The following is an 18,076-nucleotide window of genomic DNA, read 5'->3' as shown; positions in this document are numbered from 1 at the left end:
GGTGAACGTTCCGGGGTATGGCATGGGGTTTGGATTTCGCGTCAAGCAACTCGACTATGACCTGACGCCGGTGGCCGGTCTGGCCCTTGTCGGTCATCACCTCAAGCGCCTCGATCCTCTGTTCAAACGCCTGGATGCCCAGTGGCCTTGCCGCGGCGGACTGCCGCCCAGCACACTGATGCGCAGCTATGTTGGCTTGCTCGCGCAGAGCAAGAGCGACTTCGATGCCATCGAAGGCTTTCGAGGCGATCGTTTCTTCCAGGAGGCGCTGGGTCTGGTGGGTGTGCCGTCCTCGCCCACCCTGCGCCAGCGCCTGGATGCGCAGGCCGCCCTGTGGTTTGACTTCACCTCCCAGGCGATTGAAGCGCTGCTGCGCAAGAGCCAACCGGACTATGGTCTTTTGCCTTGCGGTCATGTGCCGCTGGACATCGACACCTTCGCGATGGACAACTCGGGCACAGCCAAGGATGGGGTGAGCCGCACCTACGCGGGGGTCGATGGCTACTGCCCGCTGGCGGCCTACCTGGGCACGCATGGGTTTTGCCTGGAGTTCGCCCTACGTCCGGGCGCGCAGCACTCGGCTTCGGAGACGACCTACAACCTCGAGACGGCCGTGCCCATGGCGCAGCGCCTGTCGACCGCAGGCCCCAAGGCGCCGATTCTCGTGCGCATGGATGCGGGGTTTTGCTCGGCCGCCTTGATGGCCGACATGCAGCGCTGCAACAGGCCAGGACTGCCCCGGGTCGATGTTCTGATCAAGTGGAATCCCCGCAAGACCGATCCTCTGGAGGTCTTGCGACGGCAGGAACTGGAAGGGGGTTTGTTGTGGCAGCATCCGCGCGCAGGCAAGCGCGTGGCGGTTTGGGAGGTGGCCGTGCAGGTCGAAGGCATCGCCCATCGCCTGCGCCGCATTGTGCGCATCACGGAGCGCACCGTCGATGCCCGTGGCCAGCAGTTTTTGGTCCCCGAGATCATCTTGGAGGGCTGGACGACAAGCTTGCCCAAGGCCATCAGCGCCGAGGCGATCATCGACCTGTACGCCGGGCACGCTACGCACGAGCAGTTCCATGCGGAATTCAAAACCGACATGGATCTGGAGCGACTGCCCTCGGGGAAGTTCGACACGAACGATCTTGTCTGCCAGCTTGCGGCCCTGACGATGAACGTGCTGCGCCTCATGGGGCAGCAAGGGCTGCTGGGGCCGCATGCACCGGTGCGCCATGCGGCCAGGCGACGGCGTCTGAAGACTGTGATCCAGGAACTTGTCATCCGCGCAGCACGCGTGATCAACCATGGCGGGCGGCTGTGGTTGGGACTGGGCGCCAACGACAAGGCAGCCCGTGCCTTTTGCGATCTGCATGCGCAGTTCGCCGCCAGCGGCTGAAGACGCAGTCCAAGCTTTCCCAGCACCCCAAGACGCTGGCCACAAGGGCTCAGCGGGGGAACGGCTGCGCGCAACCCACCCGAAATGACCGATCAAGGGGGCCGATCGTTCGCGCACAGCCCCACAGCCCCCTTCGACACGGCGCTCGAACCGTGAACCTGCGGGAAATCGGGAAAATCGGGCCGTCACAATCAGCTTTCAAGTCGATGGATTATCGGAAGTCACGGATTCAGGGACATATCAGCATATTAGTCTGTATCCGCGCCCCATCTTCGCCGTTAGATTTGATTATAAATCACCATGTTGATAATTGGTCAGCCCTGCGAAATTCATTTCCCGCCGCCGACCTGGAAGATATGACGACCATGGCGGATACTCAGCAAGGTGAAAGAATTGGTCGTCCCCAAAAGCGCTGCAGCCAGGTCATGATCGCCAGGCGCAAAAAGACCGCCTGGATGCCCAGACGGGCGATTTGGCGCAGCAGCCAGCGCAGGTTGTAGCCGCAGGCCGCCAGCACCGCATTCATCGCATCGCCCAGCGCCCCTTTGAGGAAGCAGCGACCCAAGCGGTTCTCACTCTTGGCGTGCCCGATGGCGGGCTCCACCGCCTGGCGGCGCCTGAGCCAGGTTTTTTGCTGCCGGGTGAGCGATTGGTATCGCCCGCGGTGGATGACCTCCACGCCTGCCGGGACGTCATGCCCCCGGTACCCTAGATCCACGACGACCACCTTCGGCGCGGGCACGTTCAGGTCTTGCAGCAAGATGCCCGTCTGCTCCAGTTGGCTGCTGAGCGTGTGTCCGTCGTAGGGGTTGCCGGCAAAGCTCCTGGCCCCCACCATCAGGCCGCTTGTGTGCGTTACCGCCACGCTGACCTTGACGCCGAACTCGTAGGGGTGACGGGCTTTGCCCTTGGAGATGCACTCCGCTTCCGGGGCGTGCAGCGCATAGAGCTTGTGCTTGTCTTTGGGCTGCTGGGTGTGGATGCGCCGCGCCCTGCCATCAGATCGTCCAAGCCACGGCGCACGGCATCCGACAGACCTTGCCGTTTGCGCTCGACCTCCCGCAGCAGGATCCCCTGGATGGTGCGCTGGCGCTTGATCACCCGCTTGAGCCGTTTGAATTGCCTGGCATGCGCATAGCTGCCCGCCTTGCGGCGCAGTTGCGCGCCCTCCTTGTCAAAGGTCTGCTTGAGCGCAATTCCGCAGCGCTGGGCCGTGCGCACCACGAGGCGACGCGCCACATCCAGCAGACGGCTGTCGGTGGGATGGGCAATGGCTTTCTCCTACACCGTGGTGTCGACAATGACGCGCTCGAACTCTTGCGGTTTGACCACTTGCATCTCGACGGTAGCCTGCAGCGTCTTGGCCAGCAGTTCTTCCACCCCGGCCTCGCCCAGAATTCCCCGAAAGCGCACGATCTGGGAGGCATCACAGGGCGGGCTGTGCTCGAAGTACGCCCGTCCGCTGAAGAACTGCCAGAGCACGTCCTGGCTCCAGCGCTCCACGAGATCCTCGTCGCTGAGGTTGAAGGCGTGCTTGAGATCCAGCAGCGACACCATCAGGCGCAGGGGCAGGCGCGGGCGCCCGGCGTTGCTCACACCCCCACCGACGACGGCCACGGTGCGGCCGAATCGGTCGGCGATGGGGCCCCAGATGAACGACAGCCCCCAGCCGACGAGGAATAGTGCAAAGAGGATCGAGCCCGCCAGGCCGATGTTGCCGGGCGTGGCGGCGATGCCGGACTTGGGCAGCAATTCGGTCAGCGCCGGAACCAGGACCAGGGCGTAAATGATCGAATCCATGCCGTCCAGGGTCCAGCCGAACCAGGCGGCCCAGAAGCCTCGAATCTGGTCACGATTCAAGGGTGTGCGCGTCGGCCGTGCTGTGGCGGCCAGGGTGTTGCTGTCCATCGCTTGTCTCCTTCGATTGATCCGGGTTGTGGGGCCCGGGTATGTGATGCCATGCAAGTTGGCGCACGCCGGACGAACCGGCGCATGCCAAGGGGTTGAACCCGCGCCGCGTCGATGTTCATGTCCTGTTGCGTCAATCCTCCATGCTGGTTTGGAACCGCTGCGCACCGAGAACCAGGGAGCGCAGGTCGGAACCCTCGGCGGAAACGGCGCGCACCGTATCGAAAGTCGACTGCGCCAGTTGAGTCAGTGTCTGCCCGGGAGGCAGTTCGATGAACTGGCGCACCCCATGCTCGAGCAGCACCGTGGTTCCGTCATGCCACCGCACCGGGGCCATGACGCTGTCTGCCAGGTCGGCCGTGATGGCCTCTGCAGACCCGAGCAGGCGTCCGCTTCGATTGCCGACGTAGGGCACCCGCGGGGCATGGACGTGCGAATCGAGCAGCGCGTCGCGCAGGGCATGCGCGACACTGGACAGCAGGACGCAGTGCGAGGGCACGGCCACGTCAAGCCGCTCGGCACGGCGCGCGCCGAGGTTCTGGGCGTGGCGCAGAGCCTGTTCCAACGCATGGTCGGCGCCGGCAATGACGAACTGGGATGGTCCGTTGAAGTTGGCCAGGTAAACCCGTTGCTCGGCCGTGGCGCTGGCCGGCGCGGCCGAGCGCAGGATGTCCTCGACACTGCGTTGGCCCAGGCCAACGATCACGGCCATGCCGTAGCCCTGCGGGTAGGCCTGCTCCATGAGGGTGGCGCGGAGCAGCACGACGCGCAGGGCCTGGTCGAACACCAGCGAGCCGACGATCACGGCGGCGGTGAAGGCTCCCACCGACAGGCCCGCGACCGCGTCGGGCCGCAGGCCTTGCGCCTCGAGAGCACGAGCCAGGGCGACGCCGGCAATCACAATGGACAGTTGGGTGGCGACGGTGGAGCGCAGCTCGAGGGCACTGTCCAGACGGCGCGCGTCACGTTGCAGGACCACGCTGGCCTCGTCCAGCGTTCGCTCCACCTCGGCGTGCCGAGGCAGACGTCCCAGAAAACCAGGCGACTGAGCGCCTTGTCCCGGACAGAGGAAGGCCAGCTTCATGCGACCTCGGCCCGCGGCGCTTCGGCCCATGGATCGCGCGTCAGTCGTGCGCCGTTGGCGCTGCGCAGCATCACGGAGCCAGCGCCCATCGCATACTCGGACAGGGCCACGGCGCCGGCTGGCGTTTGCAGTTGCACGTCCATGCGTGCCGGACCCTGGTGCGGCAGCTGTTTCCAGAGCGTATGGGCTTCGGACCGCGGGATCGCGCGATCGAGCAGAACCACCAGATCGAGGTCGCTGTCGTTGCCGACGCTGGCGAGCCCGGAGGCCAGCTCGAACCCCACGCTGCCGCCCGGGCCCCAGCGCAAACCTGGCCAGGCGCTCCACGCCCGTTCCACGGCTGCGAGGGCTTGTATCGCCGGCATGGCGAGGCGCGATGCGTCAAGCTCCCTGGCCCGGCCTCGCAGATCCCAAGGCGACAGCCTGCGCACGACATGCAGCGGATCCAGCCAGGCTGCGGTGCGCTGATTGCGGGCGCCACCGCGAATGCCAACGGGTACGCGGTTCGCGCGCCAAGGCGCACGGCGGACGACGACCCATGGCGCCTGGGTCAAGGAGCGCGCAACCCAATCGGGCGGCAAGGTGTCGAAGGCAAGCGCCGCAAGGCTTCTGTCGAGGCAGCGCTGGGCCGTTCCCGCGTTGCCTTGGCTCCCGCGGAGGGAGCCCGCTTGCGGGCTGCCGGGGGCGCTCTCAAGGAAACGAAGGGCCGCTCCCGAGTTTTCTTGACCCCCTCGGGGGGAGCCCGCTTGCGGGCTGCTGGGGGCGCTCTCAAGGAAACGAAGGGCCGTTCCCGAGTTTTCTTGACCCCCTCGGGGGGAGCCCGCTTGCGGGCTGCTGGGGGCGCTCACAAGGAAACGAAGGGCCGTTCCCGAGTTTTCTTGACCCCCTCGGGGGGAGCCCGCTTGCGGGCTGCTGGGGGCGCTCTCAAGGAAACGAAGGGCCGTTCCCGAGTTTTCTTGACCCCCTCGGGGGGAGCCCGCTTGCGGGCTGCTGGGGGCGCTCACAAGGAAACGAAGGGCCGTTCCCGAGTTTTCTTGACCCCCTCGGGGGGAGCCCGCTTGCGGGCTGCTGGGGGCGCTCTCAAGGAAACGAAGGGCCGTTCCCGAGTTTTCTTGACCCCCTCGGGGGGAGCCCGCTTGCGGGCTGCTGGGGGCGCTCACAAGGAAACGAAGGGCCGTTCCCGAGTTTTCTTGACCCCCTCGGGGGGAGCCCGCTTGCGGGCTGCTGGGGGCGCTCTCAAGGAAACGAAGGGCCGTTCCCGAGTTTTCTTGACCCCCTCGGGGGGAGCCCGCTTGCGGGCTGCTGGGGGCGCTCACAAGGAAACGAAGGGCCGTTCCCGAGTTTTCTTGACCCCCTCGGGGGGAGCCCGCTTGCGGGCTGCTGGGGGCGCTCTCAAGGAAACGAAGGGCCGTTCCCGAGTTTTCTTGACCCCCTCGGGGGGAGCCCGCTTGCGGGCTGCTGGGGGCGCTCACAAGGAAACGAAGGGCCGTTCCCGAGTTTTCTTGACCCCCTCGGGGGGAGCCCGCTTGCGGGCTGCTGGGGGCGCTCTCAAGGAAACGAAGGGCCGTTCCCGAGTTTTCTTGACCCCCTCGGGGGGAGCCCGCTTGCGGGCTGCTGGGGGCGCTCACAAGGAAACGAAGGGCCGTTCCCGAGTTTTCTTGACCCCCTCGGGGGGAGCCCGCTTGCGGGCTGCTGGGGGCGCTCTCAAGGAAACGAAGGGCCGTTCCCGAGTTTTCTTGACCCCCTCGGGGGGAGCCCGCTTGCGGGCTGCTGGGGGCGCTCACAAGGAAACGAAGGGCCGTTCCCGAGTTTTCTTGACCCCCTCGGGGGGAGCCCGCTTGCGGGCTGCTGGGGGCGCTCTCAAGGAAACGAAGGGCCGCTCCCGAGTTTTCTTGACCCCCTCGGGGGGAGCCCGCTTGCGGGCTGCTGGGGGCGCTCTCAAGGAAACGAAGGGCCGTTCCCGAGTTTTCTTGACCCCCTCGGGGGGAGCCCGCTTGCGGGCTGCCGGGGGCGCTCTCAAGGAAACGAAGGGCCGTTCCCGAGTTTTCTTGACCCCCTCGGGGGGAGCCCGCTTGCGGGCTGCTGGGGGCGCTCTCAAGGAAACGAAGGGCCGTTCCCGAGTTTTCTTGACCCCCTCGGGGGGAGCCCGCTTGCGGGCTGCTGGGGGCGCTCACGAGCAGGAGGTCATGGGGCCGCCACGCCACCGAAGCCAACTCGGAACCGGGTTGCTCGAGCTGCGGCCGTACTGTGGCCCTTTCCATCGGTGCATGCATCACGGGTCACCATTGCTCGGCCAGGCGTTCGCGAACCTCGCACGAGGCGGCGCGCCCGGTTCGCGCCGTCGGCGACGTCAGCCTCGCAGCCAAGTCCCTTTCGTCGGGCCCGATGCTGGCCAGGGCTGCCAGTACCGCCTGCCGTACCGTGGCGACGTCCCGATCCGTTGGCGCATCCGCTTGAATCCCGGCAATGAGGTCGTGCAGCAAGCCCAGGCGCGCGTAGTCCGTGATGCGATAGGACATCGGCGGGTTCGTGGTGCCAAGTTGGTCGAGTTCGTCAACGCTGCGCCGGGTGACCCGCGCAGCCGCCTCGCGCCCCATCGCATGCACCATGACGCGGGCATCGTCGAGCGCCAGGATGCGGTGTGCCTGGTAGCCATGCGCGAGGAATGCCCCCGACATCGCCGCGCCGACGAGCAGCGCAATGACGGGGTGCCCGGCCATGCGGGCCGAGGCATAGGCATCCACCGCCGCAGCGCAAGCCAGGTGAATGCCGAGCATCTCTTCCCGGCGCCCATAGGCCTGGCTGGGCACGTCGACGATGGCCAGCAGCAAACGCTTGGAGCCCCGCGCGTCCTGCGCCATCGCATCCCGCACGGTTTGCGCCAGCGCCCAGCCTTCGCGCAGGCCGACTTCGCCCTGGCGCGCACGCGGGTAGGGGCTGGCTGGGTCGGGCACCACGGCCACAAGGCGGGCCGGGTGGTCGCCCAGGCGGGCATCCGATGCAAGCACCGAGTGCGGTAAGCCTGGCAGGGCGGAGGCCGTGCCTCGCAGGGCATCGAACCAGGTGCGTCCCCGAGTGGATAACGCGGTCATGGCTGCTGCGCCTCTCGATTCCAAAGGACGCGCAAGCCGGGGCCGTCGAGATCCTTCAGCGAAGCTGCGCGTTCGATGCGCCCCTGGTAGTCCAGAACGCGTTCGCTGCGCGCCGGTCCTGAGCGGGTCCCGGTGCAGGCTTCCAGCGCGGCGCTGCGAACCTGCGCGGCGTCGTCATCGACCAGGCGATCGGCCAGGCCAGTGGCATACCGTTGTTCGCCGCCGATCAAGCTCCAGATCAGGCGGCGGTCGCGCGCGTCGAGTTCCTCCAATCCGGCCTCCTGTTCGATCACCTCCGGGCCGTTCATGCCGAGCCTTGCCTGCCGCGTGAGCACGAGATGGCTGCATAGCGCGGCAACCAGCGACATGCCGCCGAAGCAGCCGACCAGGCCGGCGACGACGGCGACCACTGGAACATGGCGCCGCAGGGCGACGATGGCCGCCTGGATCTCGGCGATTGCCGCCAGCCCGAGATTGGCTTCTTGCAGGCGCACGCCGCCGGTCTCCAGCAGCAGGATGGGCCAGACGGGCTGGCCGGCCTCGCAGTCGCGCAAGGCCAGTTCCAGCGCGCCGGCGATCTTCGCACCCGAGACTTCGCCGATGCTCCCCCCTTGGAATCCGCTCTCGACGGCCAGCACGACCGCAGCATGGCCATCGAGTGTGCCTTTGACGATGATGACTCCGTCGTCGGATTGGGGCACGATGCCCTGACGCGCGAGCCAGGGCGACATCAGCCGCTCGAACGGGCCGAGCAGTTCGCGCTGGCTGCCGGGGTCGAGAACCACCAGGGCGCGCTCGCGGCCGCCGAGTTCGATGAAGCTCTGGGAGTTTCGGGGCGCGTTCATGCCTGGCTTGCCTCCAGCGCCTGCTCCAAGCGCAAGGTCACGACCCCAGGGGTGGCGCCGAAATCGTTGATTTCGACCCGCACGGCCCAGGGATGGCGGGCGAAAAAGCGCTCCAGCACCCGCTGCCAGATCGCCGCATAGCCGTCCACGCTGGTGCGAACCCTGACTTTCGTCATCGTCTCGGATGCGGGTTCGATCAGGACCTCCAGATCCCCTGAGCCGACTACGCCGATGTGCGCGCGTTGTCGCGTCGGCTGGCTGGCGGCGAATTCAAAGTCGAGCGTTTCCATGGTCGGATCTTGGTTGCATCAGGCACGGATCGGCCAGAACGTCGGTGCCATCGAGGAAGAGGGTCACAGCCAGAAGGTCGGCACTGCCACCAGGCGACGCATGCAGCGCCAACAGTTCGTGGTCGAGTCGCATCAGGGCCTGCATGCCCTGCGCCGCGCTGCTGCCGCCCAGATCGAGCACCGACTGGGCACCACGCCGCGCTGTATCCAGCGCCGCGGGTCCGCCGCGATGCAGCAGGCATGTGTCGGCGAGCCTGGACATGATCGCCAGCAAGGCATCGAGCCTGGCGTGTTGCTCGCCGCAGCCGCGCGCTCTGGCTTGGCGCAGGCAAGGCAGTCCGATCTGCAGGGCGTGGGGAAAACCGTCGCAAGCTTCGGCCTTCGCACCCCCCACGCCATAACGGCGACAGATTCGCACGCCATGCGAGTCGGTGTCGACGGCGTTCTGATCCGGGTGGCGCGCGATGGCTGCCGCGGTCGATGCCAGCAACTCGGCATCGACTTCCTGTTCGCCGTGCAGGGATGCGGCCGCAACGAGCAAACCCAGCGCCCAGATGGCTCCGCGATGGGCGTTCGCTCCACCAGTGGCCATCAACATGCGCTGTTCGGCGCTCCGGCCGATGGAGGCAAGCTGTGTGCGCAGCGCGGATGAGGGCCTGGCGCCGCGGGCGGCTTGCGCCATCTGCGTCAAGGGCAGGCGAAGCGCCTCGGCCGAGCGCAGCATGCGCGCAAGGTCGAGGTCATGGTGGGCGCCGCTGCCGCGCCTGTCCACGAGGGCCGGTTTTGGCGTCAGCAGGGCTTCGTCGCGCAGCGCCTGGACCGCACGGTCAGCCCAGTCTTCGGCCGAGGTTAAGCGCGGCGCCGGGCGTTGGCTTGGCGATAAGGCGNCAACACCGTGGTGCGCGAAATCATCTACACCGAACCCGCCGTGAAGGGTGACACCTCTGGCAAGGTGCTCAAGCCGGCGAAGATTTCCACCGGTGTGGAAATCCCGGTGCCGATCTTCGTTGCCACCGGCGACAAGATCGAAATCGACACCCGCACCGGCGAATACAAAGGCCGGGTCTGAGCAGGACTCAACCGAGATTTCCCATGAGCCGGTTGGAGCGGGCTGGTAGGTTGGCTTCCTGCAGGCGCGCGCCGCCGGTCTCCAGCAGCAACAGGGGCCGCACGGGGCGGCCGGCCTCGCAGTCGCGCAAGGCCAGTTCCGGCGCGCCGGCGATCTTGGCACCGGAGAACTTCGCCGATGCTGCCGCCCTGGAATGCGCCTTCGATGGACAGCGCCACGGCGGCATGGCCGTCCAGGGTGCCGCGCGCGCCATGTCGGCGAAGGGCAGGCGAAGCGCCTGCGCCGAGCGCAGCATGCGCAGTCTCACCGGTTCTGGAACCGTGAGGGCGGTTGATACAGGCCGCCCGACCAGTCCACCAGGTCCTCGATGCTGCGCGCCGCCAGCAAGGAGCGCTTGGCCTGCAGCGGACTGACGCCGAGGTCGGCCGGATAGGCGACGATGCCGCGCGCGTGAAGGTTGCGCGCCACGGCAGCGTCCGAGCGCTGGCCGATGGGCGTGACGCCGGCGATCGCCGCCAGCGCGGCACGCCGCTCCTCCTGGCCCTGCGCCTTGTACAAGTAGGCGATGCCCTCTTCGGTCACCACATGCGTGACGTCGTCGCCGTAGATCATGATGGGCGCGATCGGCATCCCGCTCTTTTCCCCGACCGCGATGGCGTCCAGCGCATCCACCAGCGCCGGCACGCCGCCTTTCTGGTACGTCTCGACCAGTTGCACCACCAGCTTGCGCCCCCGGACAACCGGCGCGTCGGCGGTGATCAGCGACAGCCAGGCGGGGGAGGGATGGCGGCGCCCACGCGGGTCGTGCCCCATGTTGGGCGCGCCGCCGAAGCCCGTCAGCCGCCCCAGCGTCACGGTCGAAGCATTGGCGTCGGCGTCCATCTGCAAGGTCGAGCCGATGAACAGGTCCACCCCGTATTGGCCCGCCAGTTGACACAGCACGCGGTTCGAGCGCATCGAGCCGTCGCGGCCGATGAAGAACACGTCGGAACGGGCGGCAACGTAGTTTTCCATGCCGACTTCGCTGCCAAAGCAATGCACGCTCTGCACCCAGCCGCTCTCGATCGCCGGAATCAGCGTGGGATGCGGGTTGAGCGCCCAGTTGCGGCAGATCCTGCCCTTCAGCCCGAGCGATGCGCCATAGGTCGGCAGCAGCAGTTCGATCGCGGCGGTGTCGTATCCGATGCCATGGTTCAAGGAGGTGACCTGGTAGCGTTCGTAGATGCCGCGGATGGCCATCATCCCCATGAGCACCTGCAAGTCGGTGATGTGGCGCGGATCGCGCGTGAACAGCGGCTCGATGGCGAAGGGACGGTCCGCGACCACGACGAAGTCCACCCACGAGCCGGGGATGTCCACGCGCGGCAGCGCGTCCACGATCTCGTTGACCTGGGCGATGACGATGCCCTGCCGGAATGCGGCGGCCTCGACGAGGGTGGGCGTGTCCTCGGTGTTCGGCCCGGTGTAGAGGTTGCCCTGCGCGTCGGCCTTCTCGGCGCAAACCAGCGCCACGTGCGGCGTCAGGTCGATGAACATGCGCGCGTAAAGCTCGACATAGGTGTGAATCGCGCCGATCTCCAGCTTGCCGTCCTCCAGCAGTTGGGCCACGCGCAAACTCTGCGGCCCCGCAAAGGCGAAATCCACCCGCCGCGCGATGCCGCGCTCAAACAGCGTCAGGTGCTCGGGTCGGCTGATGCTCGAAATCAACAGGTGCAGATCGTGCACGCGGCGGGCATCGACCTGCGCCAGGCTGCGCCAGAGGAAGTCCGCCTGCTTCTGGTTGTTGCCTTCGAGCGCGACGCGGTCGCCCGGCATCAGCAGCAACCCCAATTTGTTTTTGTATTTTTATTTGATTGCATTGCATGCGTAATTTTGGGTTTACCAGTACACAAAACACATCCACCGTGTCGTTCCAAGTCCAAGTAGTATTGGCGCATGGACAAGAGTCTTTCCCTCGCCGACCGGCTGCGCGAGTCCATTGAAGAGGACATCGCGACTGGCGAACTGCCCCCCGGGGCGCCGCTGGACGAAGCCGAGCTGACGCAGCGCTTCGGCGTGTCGCGCACGCCGGTGCGCGAGGCACTGATGCAGTTGGCATCGGCCGGCATGGTCGACATCCGGCACCGGCGCGGCGCCGCCGTGGCCCAGCTCGGCCCGCAGCGCCTGATCGAGATGTTCGAGGTCATGGCCGAGCTTGAGGCCATGTGCGGGCGGCATGCCGCCCGGCGCATGCCGGCCGAGGCACTGGCCGCGCTGGAAGCCGCGCACCTGGCCTGCGAGGCCGCGCGCAACGCCGGCGACGCCGATGCCTACTACCACCTCAACGAAACCTTCCATCACCAGATCTACGCCGGCAGCCACAGCGGCTTCCTGTGCGAACAGGCCACGACGCTGCATCGCAGGCTGCGCCCCTACCGGCGCCTGCAATTGCGCGTCAAGGGCCGGCTGCAGGCGTCCTACAGCGAGCACCAGGCCGTCGTCGACGCCATCCAGGCCGGCGACGGCGAGCGCGCCGCGCAGGCCCTGCGCCGGCATGTCATGGTCCAGGGCGAGCGCTTCGCCGACCTGATGGCCGCGCTGGCGCAACTGCCCGCCTAGCGAGTGCTTTCCAAGCTTCGGGGCCAGAAGCCCTGCCCCCGGAAAACGTAGCCTCAAGGACCGATCGAGGAGGTTTGCCATGGCTGTTCGAGACATTCTGAAAATGGGCGATGCCCGCCTGCTGCGTGTGGCGCCACCCGTGCAGACGTTCGACACACCGGAGTTGCACGCGCTGGTCGTGGACTTGATCGACACCATGAAGGCGGCCGACGGTGCCGGGCTTGCTGCGCCGCAGATCGGGGTCGATCTGGCGGTGGTGATCTTCGGCTTCACCCACAACGCGCGCTACCCGGACGCGCCCGAGGTGCCGTTCACGGTGCTGTGCAATCCGCAGATCACATCGTTGTCGGATGCGCAGGAAGAGGCCTGGGAGGGTTGCCTGTCGGTGCCGGGGCTGCGCGGCGTGGTGCCGCGCCATGCCAGCATCCGCTACACCGGCTTCGATCAGCACGGCCAGCCCATCGACCGCACGGTGCATGGTTTTCATGCGCGCGTGGTGCAGCATGAGTGCGACCACCTCATCGGCAAGCTCTACCCCATGCGCATGCTCGACTTCACCCGTTTCGGTTTTCTCGATGTGCTGGACGTCCCGAATTTGCCGGCGGATTGAGGGCTTGGGTGTTTTTGGCAGGGGCCTGGAATAAACCTGCGCCCCTGCCGTCCATGCAGGTATTCCCAACCCTCATGGAGTGACCGATGACCATCCTGCAAGCCCGCCACACCCCACGCCTTGCCGCTGCCGCCTTGGCGCTCGCCGCGGCTTTCGCCGCCAGCACGGCCTGGGCCGAAACCCCGGCCGAGGCCGCCAAAGCCCGCATCGAGGCGATTGCCGCCGGCAATGTCGACGCCATCACCGCCGGCTACGGCCCGAATGCGCTGCTCGAATGGGTGGGCGGCCCGCTCGACGGGCGCTATGCGTCGATGGACGGCATCAAGGAAGCCTGGACCAAGTTCGCCAAGGCCAACGGCCCGCTGAAGGCCGATATCGGCCATCTGCAGGAAGCCGCCAATCCCAAGGGCGCCACGGTGACCGCCGACGTGGTGTTCAAGGGCAAGGCCACGGTGCCGGTACGCTATGTGCTCACTTACCGTGATGGCAAGCTGGTCGATGAAATCTGGCAAATCGACCCCAAACTCGCCGCCAAGCCTGCTGGGTATTGAGCGCCCCCAGCAGTCCGCCAGCGGACTCCCCCCGAGGGGGTCAAGAGAGAACTCGGGAGCGGAACACAGAGATCGCTCCGAGGTGTGCTGACCCCAGGGGGCGGCACCCTCGCGGCAGTCCAACGTAGGGTGCTCATACTTTGCTTTTTTCTTGTCCCATGACCGATGCTTGACCGCCACCGCCTGCTGACCGAGCAGATTCCGCACCTGCGGCGCTACGCCAGGGTGCTGCATGGCGGCCGCATGGCCGATGCGGACGACCTGGTGCAGGACACGCTGGAGCGTGCCTTCAGCAAGTGGCTGTTGTGGCGCGGGGTGGGCAGTGTGCGGCCCTGGCTGTTTTCCATCATGCACAACCTGTTCATCGACCAATGCGCGGTGCGCGGCGGTGTCGGCGCGCCCGAGGCGCTGGACGATCTGCCCGAGGCCCTGCATCCCGCCCAGGCCGCCACCCAGGAACTTCACCTGCAGGCGCTGGACATGATTGCCGCCTTGCAACACCTGTCGGTGCCGCTGCGTGAGGCGCTGCTGCTGGTCGCGGTGGAAGACTTGAGCTATGCCGACGCCGCGCGCGCCCTGGGCGTCCCCATCGGCACCGTCATGTCGCGCCTGTCGCGCGCGCGCAGCCAGTTGCGCGCGCTCACCGACGGCGAGGCATCCGCCGCGCGGCCACCGCTGCGCGTGATCGAAGGACAAAGGAGTTTGGGATGAGCGCACCGCGCCCCGACCGCGACACCCTCATGGCTTATGTCGATGGCCAGCTCGCATCCCCCCACCGCGCCGAAGTCGAGCAGTGGTGCGCGCAAGACCCTGCGCTCGCTGCCGAGGTCGCCGCGCTGCAGGCGCAGCGCCAAGCCTTGCGCGACGCGTTCGACCCGCTGCTGGACGACCCCGTGCCCGCGCGTCTGCTGCTGCGCCCGGCGCCGCCGGCGCGGCATTGGGCGCAGGCCGCCTCGGTGGCGCTGTGGCTGGGCGTGGGCGCGCTGGCCGGCAGCCTGGCCACGCGCAGCTTCATGCCGCAGCCGCAAGCCGTGGTGGCGCAGGCGCAGGACGAAGGCACCATGCACTTCGTGCGACAGGCCGAACTCGCCTACGCCGTCTACACCCCCGACCCGCGCCGCCCGGTGGAAGTGCGCAACGGCAGCGACCTCACCACCTGGCTGTCGCGCCGGCTCAATCGCGCCATCGTCGCGCCCGACGCCTTGCCCGGTGGCCTGGTGCTGATGGGCGGGCGCCTGCTGCCCGGCATGCCCGACAAACCCGCAGCCCAGCTCATGTACCAGGATGCGCAGGGCAAGCGCATCACCGTTTTCCTGCGCGCCATGGCCAAGCCCACGGCCGAAACCGGTTTTCGCATCGTCGACCACGACGGCACCTCCACCTTCTACTGGGTGGACCGCGACTGGGGTTACGCCCTCACCGGCGAGTTGCCGCGGGCGCAAATGCTGCAGGCCGCCAAAGTGCTGTACCAGCGCTACGCCCCGCGGGCACCGCAGGCACAGCCCGCTGCGCGGCCGATGTCCTGAACTGGCGCATTCATCCCACCGGGCCGACAGTTCCCATCCGGCGGGGCTGCATTCTTGCGCCAGGCTTAAGGTCTTCGACCATCCCGCACTTTATCCCCGAGTTTTGATCACACTTCAATAGACCTGCCAGAAATGGGATCGGCAGGTGCGTGTTCGTGTTCTTGCACACCTGTGCCGGAGCGACTCGAGGGGAGATGGCCATGAACCACACGCTGACGCCCGCCGGAGTCTTGTCGACCGCCGGTGGCGGAGACGTGCCAGCCAGACTGCTGGGCCTGGTGCGCGAAACCTATCTGGAATTGAACCGGCAGTCGGCCAAACCGGTGGCGGTGGACCTCGACACGGTGCTCGACCGCGACCTGGGCCTCGACAGCCTGGCGCGGGTGGAGTTGCTGATGCGCATCGAGCGTGCGTTCGGCCGACGCCTGCCCGAGGCGCTGCTCGCCCAGGCGCAAACCCCGCGTGATTTGCTGGCCGCCCTGCAGTCAGCCCCCAACCAGGCTGCGCCCCTGGCCCGTGTCCATTCGGCAACGCAAGAGGCAACGCAAGACCCCGCCGACCGCCCGGTCCACGCCACGACGCTGCTCGAGATGCTGGACTGGCATGTCCAGCGCCACCCCGACCGCATCCAACTGGTGCTGCTGTCCGACACGGGTGAAACCCCGTTCACCTATGCCGAGCTGCTGCGCGGTGCCCGCACGGTGGCGGCGCGGCTGCAGCAGCTGGGGGTGACGCCGCAGCAGACCGTGGCCATCATGCTGCCGACCTGCGCCGATTACTTTTTCAGCTACTTCGGCATCCTGCTGGCCGGAGCGGTGCCGGTGCCGATTTATCCGCCCACGCGCTTGTCGCAAATCGAAGACCATGTCCGGCGCCATGCCCGCATCCTGGCCAATGCACGCACCCAGGTGCTGATCACGGTGGCCGAGGCGATGCCCGTGGCGCATTTGCTCGAAGCCCTGGTGCCCGGCCTGCGCCAGGTCATCACGCCGCAGCCCGCGACGCAGAGCCTTCCGGCGTGGCAGCCGGTGCCGGTGCTGGCGGGTGACATCGCCTTCATCCAGTACACCTCCGGCAGCACCGGCGACCCGAAGGGCGTGGCGCTCACCCATGCCAATCTGCTGGCGAATATCCGCGCCATCGGCGAAGTGCTGCAACTCACCGCCGCCGACGTGTTCGTCAGCTGGCTGCCGCTGTACCACGACATGGGTCTGATCGGCGCCTGGCTGTGCAGCCTGTACACCGGCAACCGCCTGGTGGTGATGTCGCCGCTGGCGTTTTTGCTGCGCCCGCAGGACTGGCTGTGGGCCATCCACCGCCACCACGGCACCCACACCGCGGCACCCAATTTCGCCTACGAACTGTGCCTGCGCCATGTGCGCCCGCAGGACATCGACGGGCTCGATCTCAGCAGCCTGCGCGTCGCCGCCAACGGCGCCGAGCCCGTGAGCCCGGAAACCGTCACCCGCTTCGCCGAGCGCTTCGCCGCGCATGGCCTGCGGCCGCAGGCCATGACCCCGGTGTACGGCCTGGCCGAGTCCACCGTGGCGCTGCTGATCTCAAAGCCGGAGCACATGCCGCTGGTGGACTTCATCGACCGCGCCGTGTTCGAGCGCGAGCACCGCGCCCAGCCCGCCGTCTACCACGACCCGCATGCATTGCGCTTCGTTGCCTGCGGCCATCCGCTCCCCGGGCACCGCGTGCGCCTGGTGGACGCCGCCGGCGTCAAGGTGCCCGAGCGCGTCGAAGGCCGGCTGGAATTCCAGGGTCCGTCGGCCACGGCCGGCTACTACCGCAGGCCTGACGAGACCCGCAAGCTGATGCACGACGGCTGGCTCGACAGCGGCGACCGCGCTTACCGTGCCGAGGGTGAGATCTACATCACCGGGCGGGTGAAAGACATCATCATCCGTGGCGGTCGCCACCTCTACCCGCACGAGATCGAGCAGGCCGTTGGCGAGCTTCCGGGCGTGCGCAAAGGCTGCGTGGTGGCCTTCGGCAGCGCCGACCCCATCAGCGGCACCGAGCGCCTGGTGCTGCTGGCCGAAACCCGCGAAAGCGGTCCGCAGGCACGCGCGCGGCTGCGCGAAGCGGTGCAGCAGCGCGTCGTCGACGTGCTCGGCGAACCGGCCGACACCGTGGTGCTGGCGCCGCCGCATACGGTGCGCAAAACCTCCAGCGGCAAGCTGCGCCGCGCCGCCACGCGCGAGGTGTTCGAGCGTGGCGGCATCGGCGCCCATTCGCGCCCGGTGTGGCGGCAGTTCGCCAGCCTGGGCTGGAACGCCGCGGCGCTGCGCGGCCGCCAAGCCACCGCGCAGGCTGGCCACATGGCTTACGCCGCCTGGTTCTGGCTGGTGTTCGCGCTGCTGGCGCCACCAGCCTGGCTGGCCGTGGCGCTGGCGCCGGACCCGGCGCGCGCCTGGGCGCGGGCGCGGGTTGCGGCACGCCTGCTGCTGCGCGGCACCGGGTTGAAGCTGCGCGTGCGCGGGCTGGAGGCCGTGCCGCTGCAAACGCATCTCGTCGTCGCCAACCATGCCAGCGACCTCGACGCGCTGATGCTGCTGGCGGCGCTGCCGGCGCCGCACCGCTTCGTCGCCAAGCGCGAACTGCTGCGCCATCCGGCGGTGCGCATTTTTCTGCGGAGGCTCGGCACGGTGTTCGTCGAGCGCTTCGACGCGCAACGCAGCGTGGCCGATGCCCGCCGCCTGACCGAGCTGGCAACGCGGGGCGTGTCGCTCTGCGTGTTTCCGGAAGGTACGTTCCGGCCCGAGCCGGGCCTGCTGGGCTTTCACCTCGGTCCCTTTGAGACCGCGGTGCAGGCGCGCATCGCCGTGGTTCCCGCCACCCTGCAGGGTACCCGCGAGGTATTGGGCGATGGCGAGCGCCTGCCGCATCACCACCCCGTCCAACTCGACTTCGACGCGCCGATTCGCGCCGCCCAAGCGCCGGCCGAACCCTTCGCCGCCGCCGTGGCGCTGCGCGACGCGGCGCGTGCGGCGATGTCGCAGCGCCTGGGCGAGAAGGGGGAGGGCGCTGCCGTCGGCGCAACCCCGTGATGGCTCTCGCCGCCGCTGCTGCCTCACCCAACGAATCCCTCTCCAGCGCAAGCTCAACCGCCG

Annotated in this window: 13 protein-coding genes and 4 pseudogenes; 8 read left to right on the top strand and 9 right to left on the bottom strand. The window is 67.8% G+C overall.

What is annotated here, in order from left to right:
* Positions 1-22: 22 nt before the first annotated feature.
* Positions 23-1,384, top strand: coding sequence for an IS1380-like element ISCARN34 family transposase (locus THIX_RS14040; protein ID WP_086558171.1), 1,362 nt, complete (start codon positions 23-25; stop codon positions 1,382-1,384).
* 442 nt (positions 1,385-1,826) lie between these two features.
* Here THIX_RS14040 and THIX_RS24305 read toward each other — a convergent pair.
* The 7 genes and pseudogenes from THIX_RS24305 to THIX_RS14000 form a co-directional block, all read right to left on the bottom strand.
* Positions 1,827-3,292 (bottom strand): annotated as a pseudogene (locus THIX_RS24305) (IS5 family transposase); the annotation flags it as partial.
* Positions 3,293-3,425: 133 nt separating this feature from the next.
* Positions 3,426-4,376 carry an ACP S-malonyltransferase gene (locus THIX_RS14025; RefSeq protein ID WP_112486697.1) on the bottom strand — a complete coding sequence of 317 codons (951 nt, stop codon included), beginning with the start codon at positions 4,374-4,376 and terminating at the stop codon, positions 3,426-3,428.
* Positions 4,373-6,637 carry a malonate decarboxylase holo-ACP synthase gene (locus tag THIX_RS24300; RefSeq protein ID WP_233224752.1) on the bottom strand — a complete coding sequence of 755 codons (2,265 nt, stop codon included), beginning with the start codon at positions 6,635-6,637 and terminating at the stop codon, positions 4,373-4,375. Before THIX_RS24300 ends, THIX_RS14025 begins: the two co-directional genes overlap by 4 nt.
* Before the next feature lie 18 nt (positions 6,638-6,655).
* The gene (gene mdcE, locus THIX_RS14015) at positions 6,656-7,468 is read right to left on the bottom strand and encodes a biotin-independent malonate decarboxylase subunit gamma (protein WP_112486695.1); all 813 of its coding nucleotides are present in this window, start codon (positions 7,466-7,468) and stop codon (positions 6,656-6,658) included.
* Positions 7,465-8,313, bottom strand: a complete 849-nt coding sequence (locus THIX_RS14010) for a biotin-independent malonate decarboxylase subunit beta (protein WP_112486694.1) — start codon at positions 8,311-8,313, stop codon at positions 7,465-7,467. The genes mdcE and THIX_RS14010 overlap by 4 nt, the downstream gene beginning before the upstream one ends.
* A complete protein-coding gene (locus THIX_RS14005) occupies positions 8,310-8,603 on the bottom strand; it encodes a malonate decarboxylase subunit delta (RefSeq protein ID WP_112486693.1) in 294 nt (97 codons plus the stop codon). Before THIX_RS14005 ends, THIX_RS14010 begins: the two co-directional genes overlap by 4 nt.
* Positions 8,584-9,459: pseudogene (locus tag THIX_RS14000) on the bottom strand (triphosphoribosyl-dephospho-CoA synthase); the annotation flags it as partial. The pseudogene THIX_RS14000 and the gene THIX_RS14005, both read right to left, overlap by 20 nt.
* A 36-nt stretch (positions 9,460-9,495) precedes the next feature.
* Here THIX_RS14000 and THIX_RS13995 point away from each other — a divergent pair.
* Positions 9,496-9,672 (top strand): annotated as a pseudogene (locus THIX_RS13995) (elongation factor P); the annotation flags it as partial.
* A 46-nt stretch (positions 9,673-9,718) separates the two neighbouring features.
* On the opposite strand, the pseudogene THIX_RS13990 reads toward THIX_RS13995, so the two are convergent.
* Both THIX_RS13990 and mdcA read right to left on the bottom strand, forming a co-directional pair.
* Positions 9,719-10,007: pseudogene (locus THIX_RS13990) on the bottom strand (hypothetical protein); the annotation flags it as partial.
* Positions 9,976-11,502, bottom strand: a complete 1,527-nt coding sequence (gene mdcA, locus THIX_RS13985) for a malonate decarboxylase subunit alpha (protein WP_256359982.1) — start codon at positions 11,500-11,502, stop codon at positions 9,976-9,978. The pseudogene THIX_RS13990 and the gene mdcA, both read right to left, overlap by 32 nt.
* 105 nt (positions 11,503-11,607) lie before the next feature.
* Here mdcA and THIX_RS13980 point away from each other — a divergent pair, with 105 nt between their 5' ends.
* The 6 genes from THIX_RS13980 (at position 11,608) to THIX_RS13955 (ending at position 18,013) form a co-directional block, all read left to right on the top strand.
* Positions 11,608-12,270 carry a GntR family transcriptional regulator gene (locus THIX_RS13980; RefSeq protein ID WP_112486692.1) on the top strand — a complete coding sequence of 221 codons (663 nt, stop codon included), beginning with the start codon at positions 11,608-11,610 and terminating at the stop codon, positions 12,268-12,270.
* A 79-nt stretch (positions 12,271-12,349) separates the two neighbouring features.
* Entirely contained in the window at positions 12,350-12,880 is a 531-nt protein-coding gene (gene def, locus THIX_RS13975) for a peptide deformylase (RefSeq protein WP_112486691.1), read from the top strand.
* Positions 12,881-12,966: 86 nt separating this feature from the next.
* Positions 12,967-13,431: a nuclear transport factor 2 family protein gene (locus THIX_RS13970; RefSeq protein WP_112486690.1), complete on the top strand. Its 465-nt coding sequence runs from the start codon at positions 12,967-12,969 to the stop codon at positions 13,429-13,431.
* A gap of 165 nt (positions 13,432-13,596) precedes the next feature.
* Positions 13,597-14,142 carry a sigma-70 family RNA polymerase sigma factor gene (locus THIX_RS13965; RefSeq protein ID WP_112486689.1) on the top strand — a complete coding sequence of 182 codons (546 nt, stop codon included), beginning with the start codon at positions 13,597-13,599 and terminating at the stop codon, positions 14,140-14,142.
* A complete protein-coding gene (locus tag THIX_RS13960) occupies positions 14,139-14,957 on the top strand; it encodes an anti-sigma factor (RefSeq protein WP_112486688.1) in 819 nt (272 codons plus the stop codon). Before THIX_RS13965 ends, THIX_RS13960 begins: the two co-directional genes overlap by 4 nt.
* A 200-nt stretch (positions 14,958-15,157) precedes the next feature.
* Positions 15,158-18,013, top strand: a complete 2,856-nt coding sequence (locus THIX_RS13955) for an AMP-binding protein (RefSeq protein ID WP_112488381.1) — start codon at positions 15,158-15,160, stop codon at positions 18,011-18,013.
* Positions 18,014-18,076: the final 63 nt, after the last annotated feature.

This window comes from Thiomonas sp. X19 (assembly GCF_900089495.1).
Lineage (GTDB): Bacteria > Pseudomonadota > Gammaproteobacteria > Burkholderiales > Burkholderiaceae_C > Thiomonas_A.
Note: the sequence above shows the minus strand (reverse complement) of the source record. Positions and strands in the feature narration are given on the sequence as shown.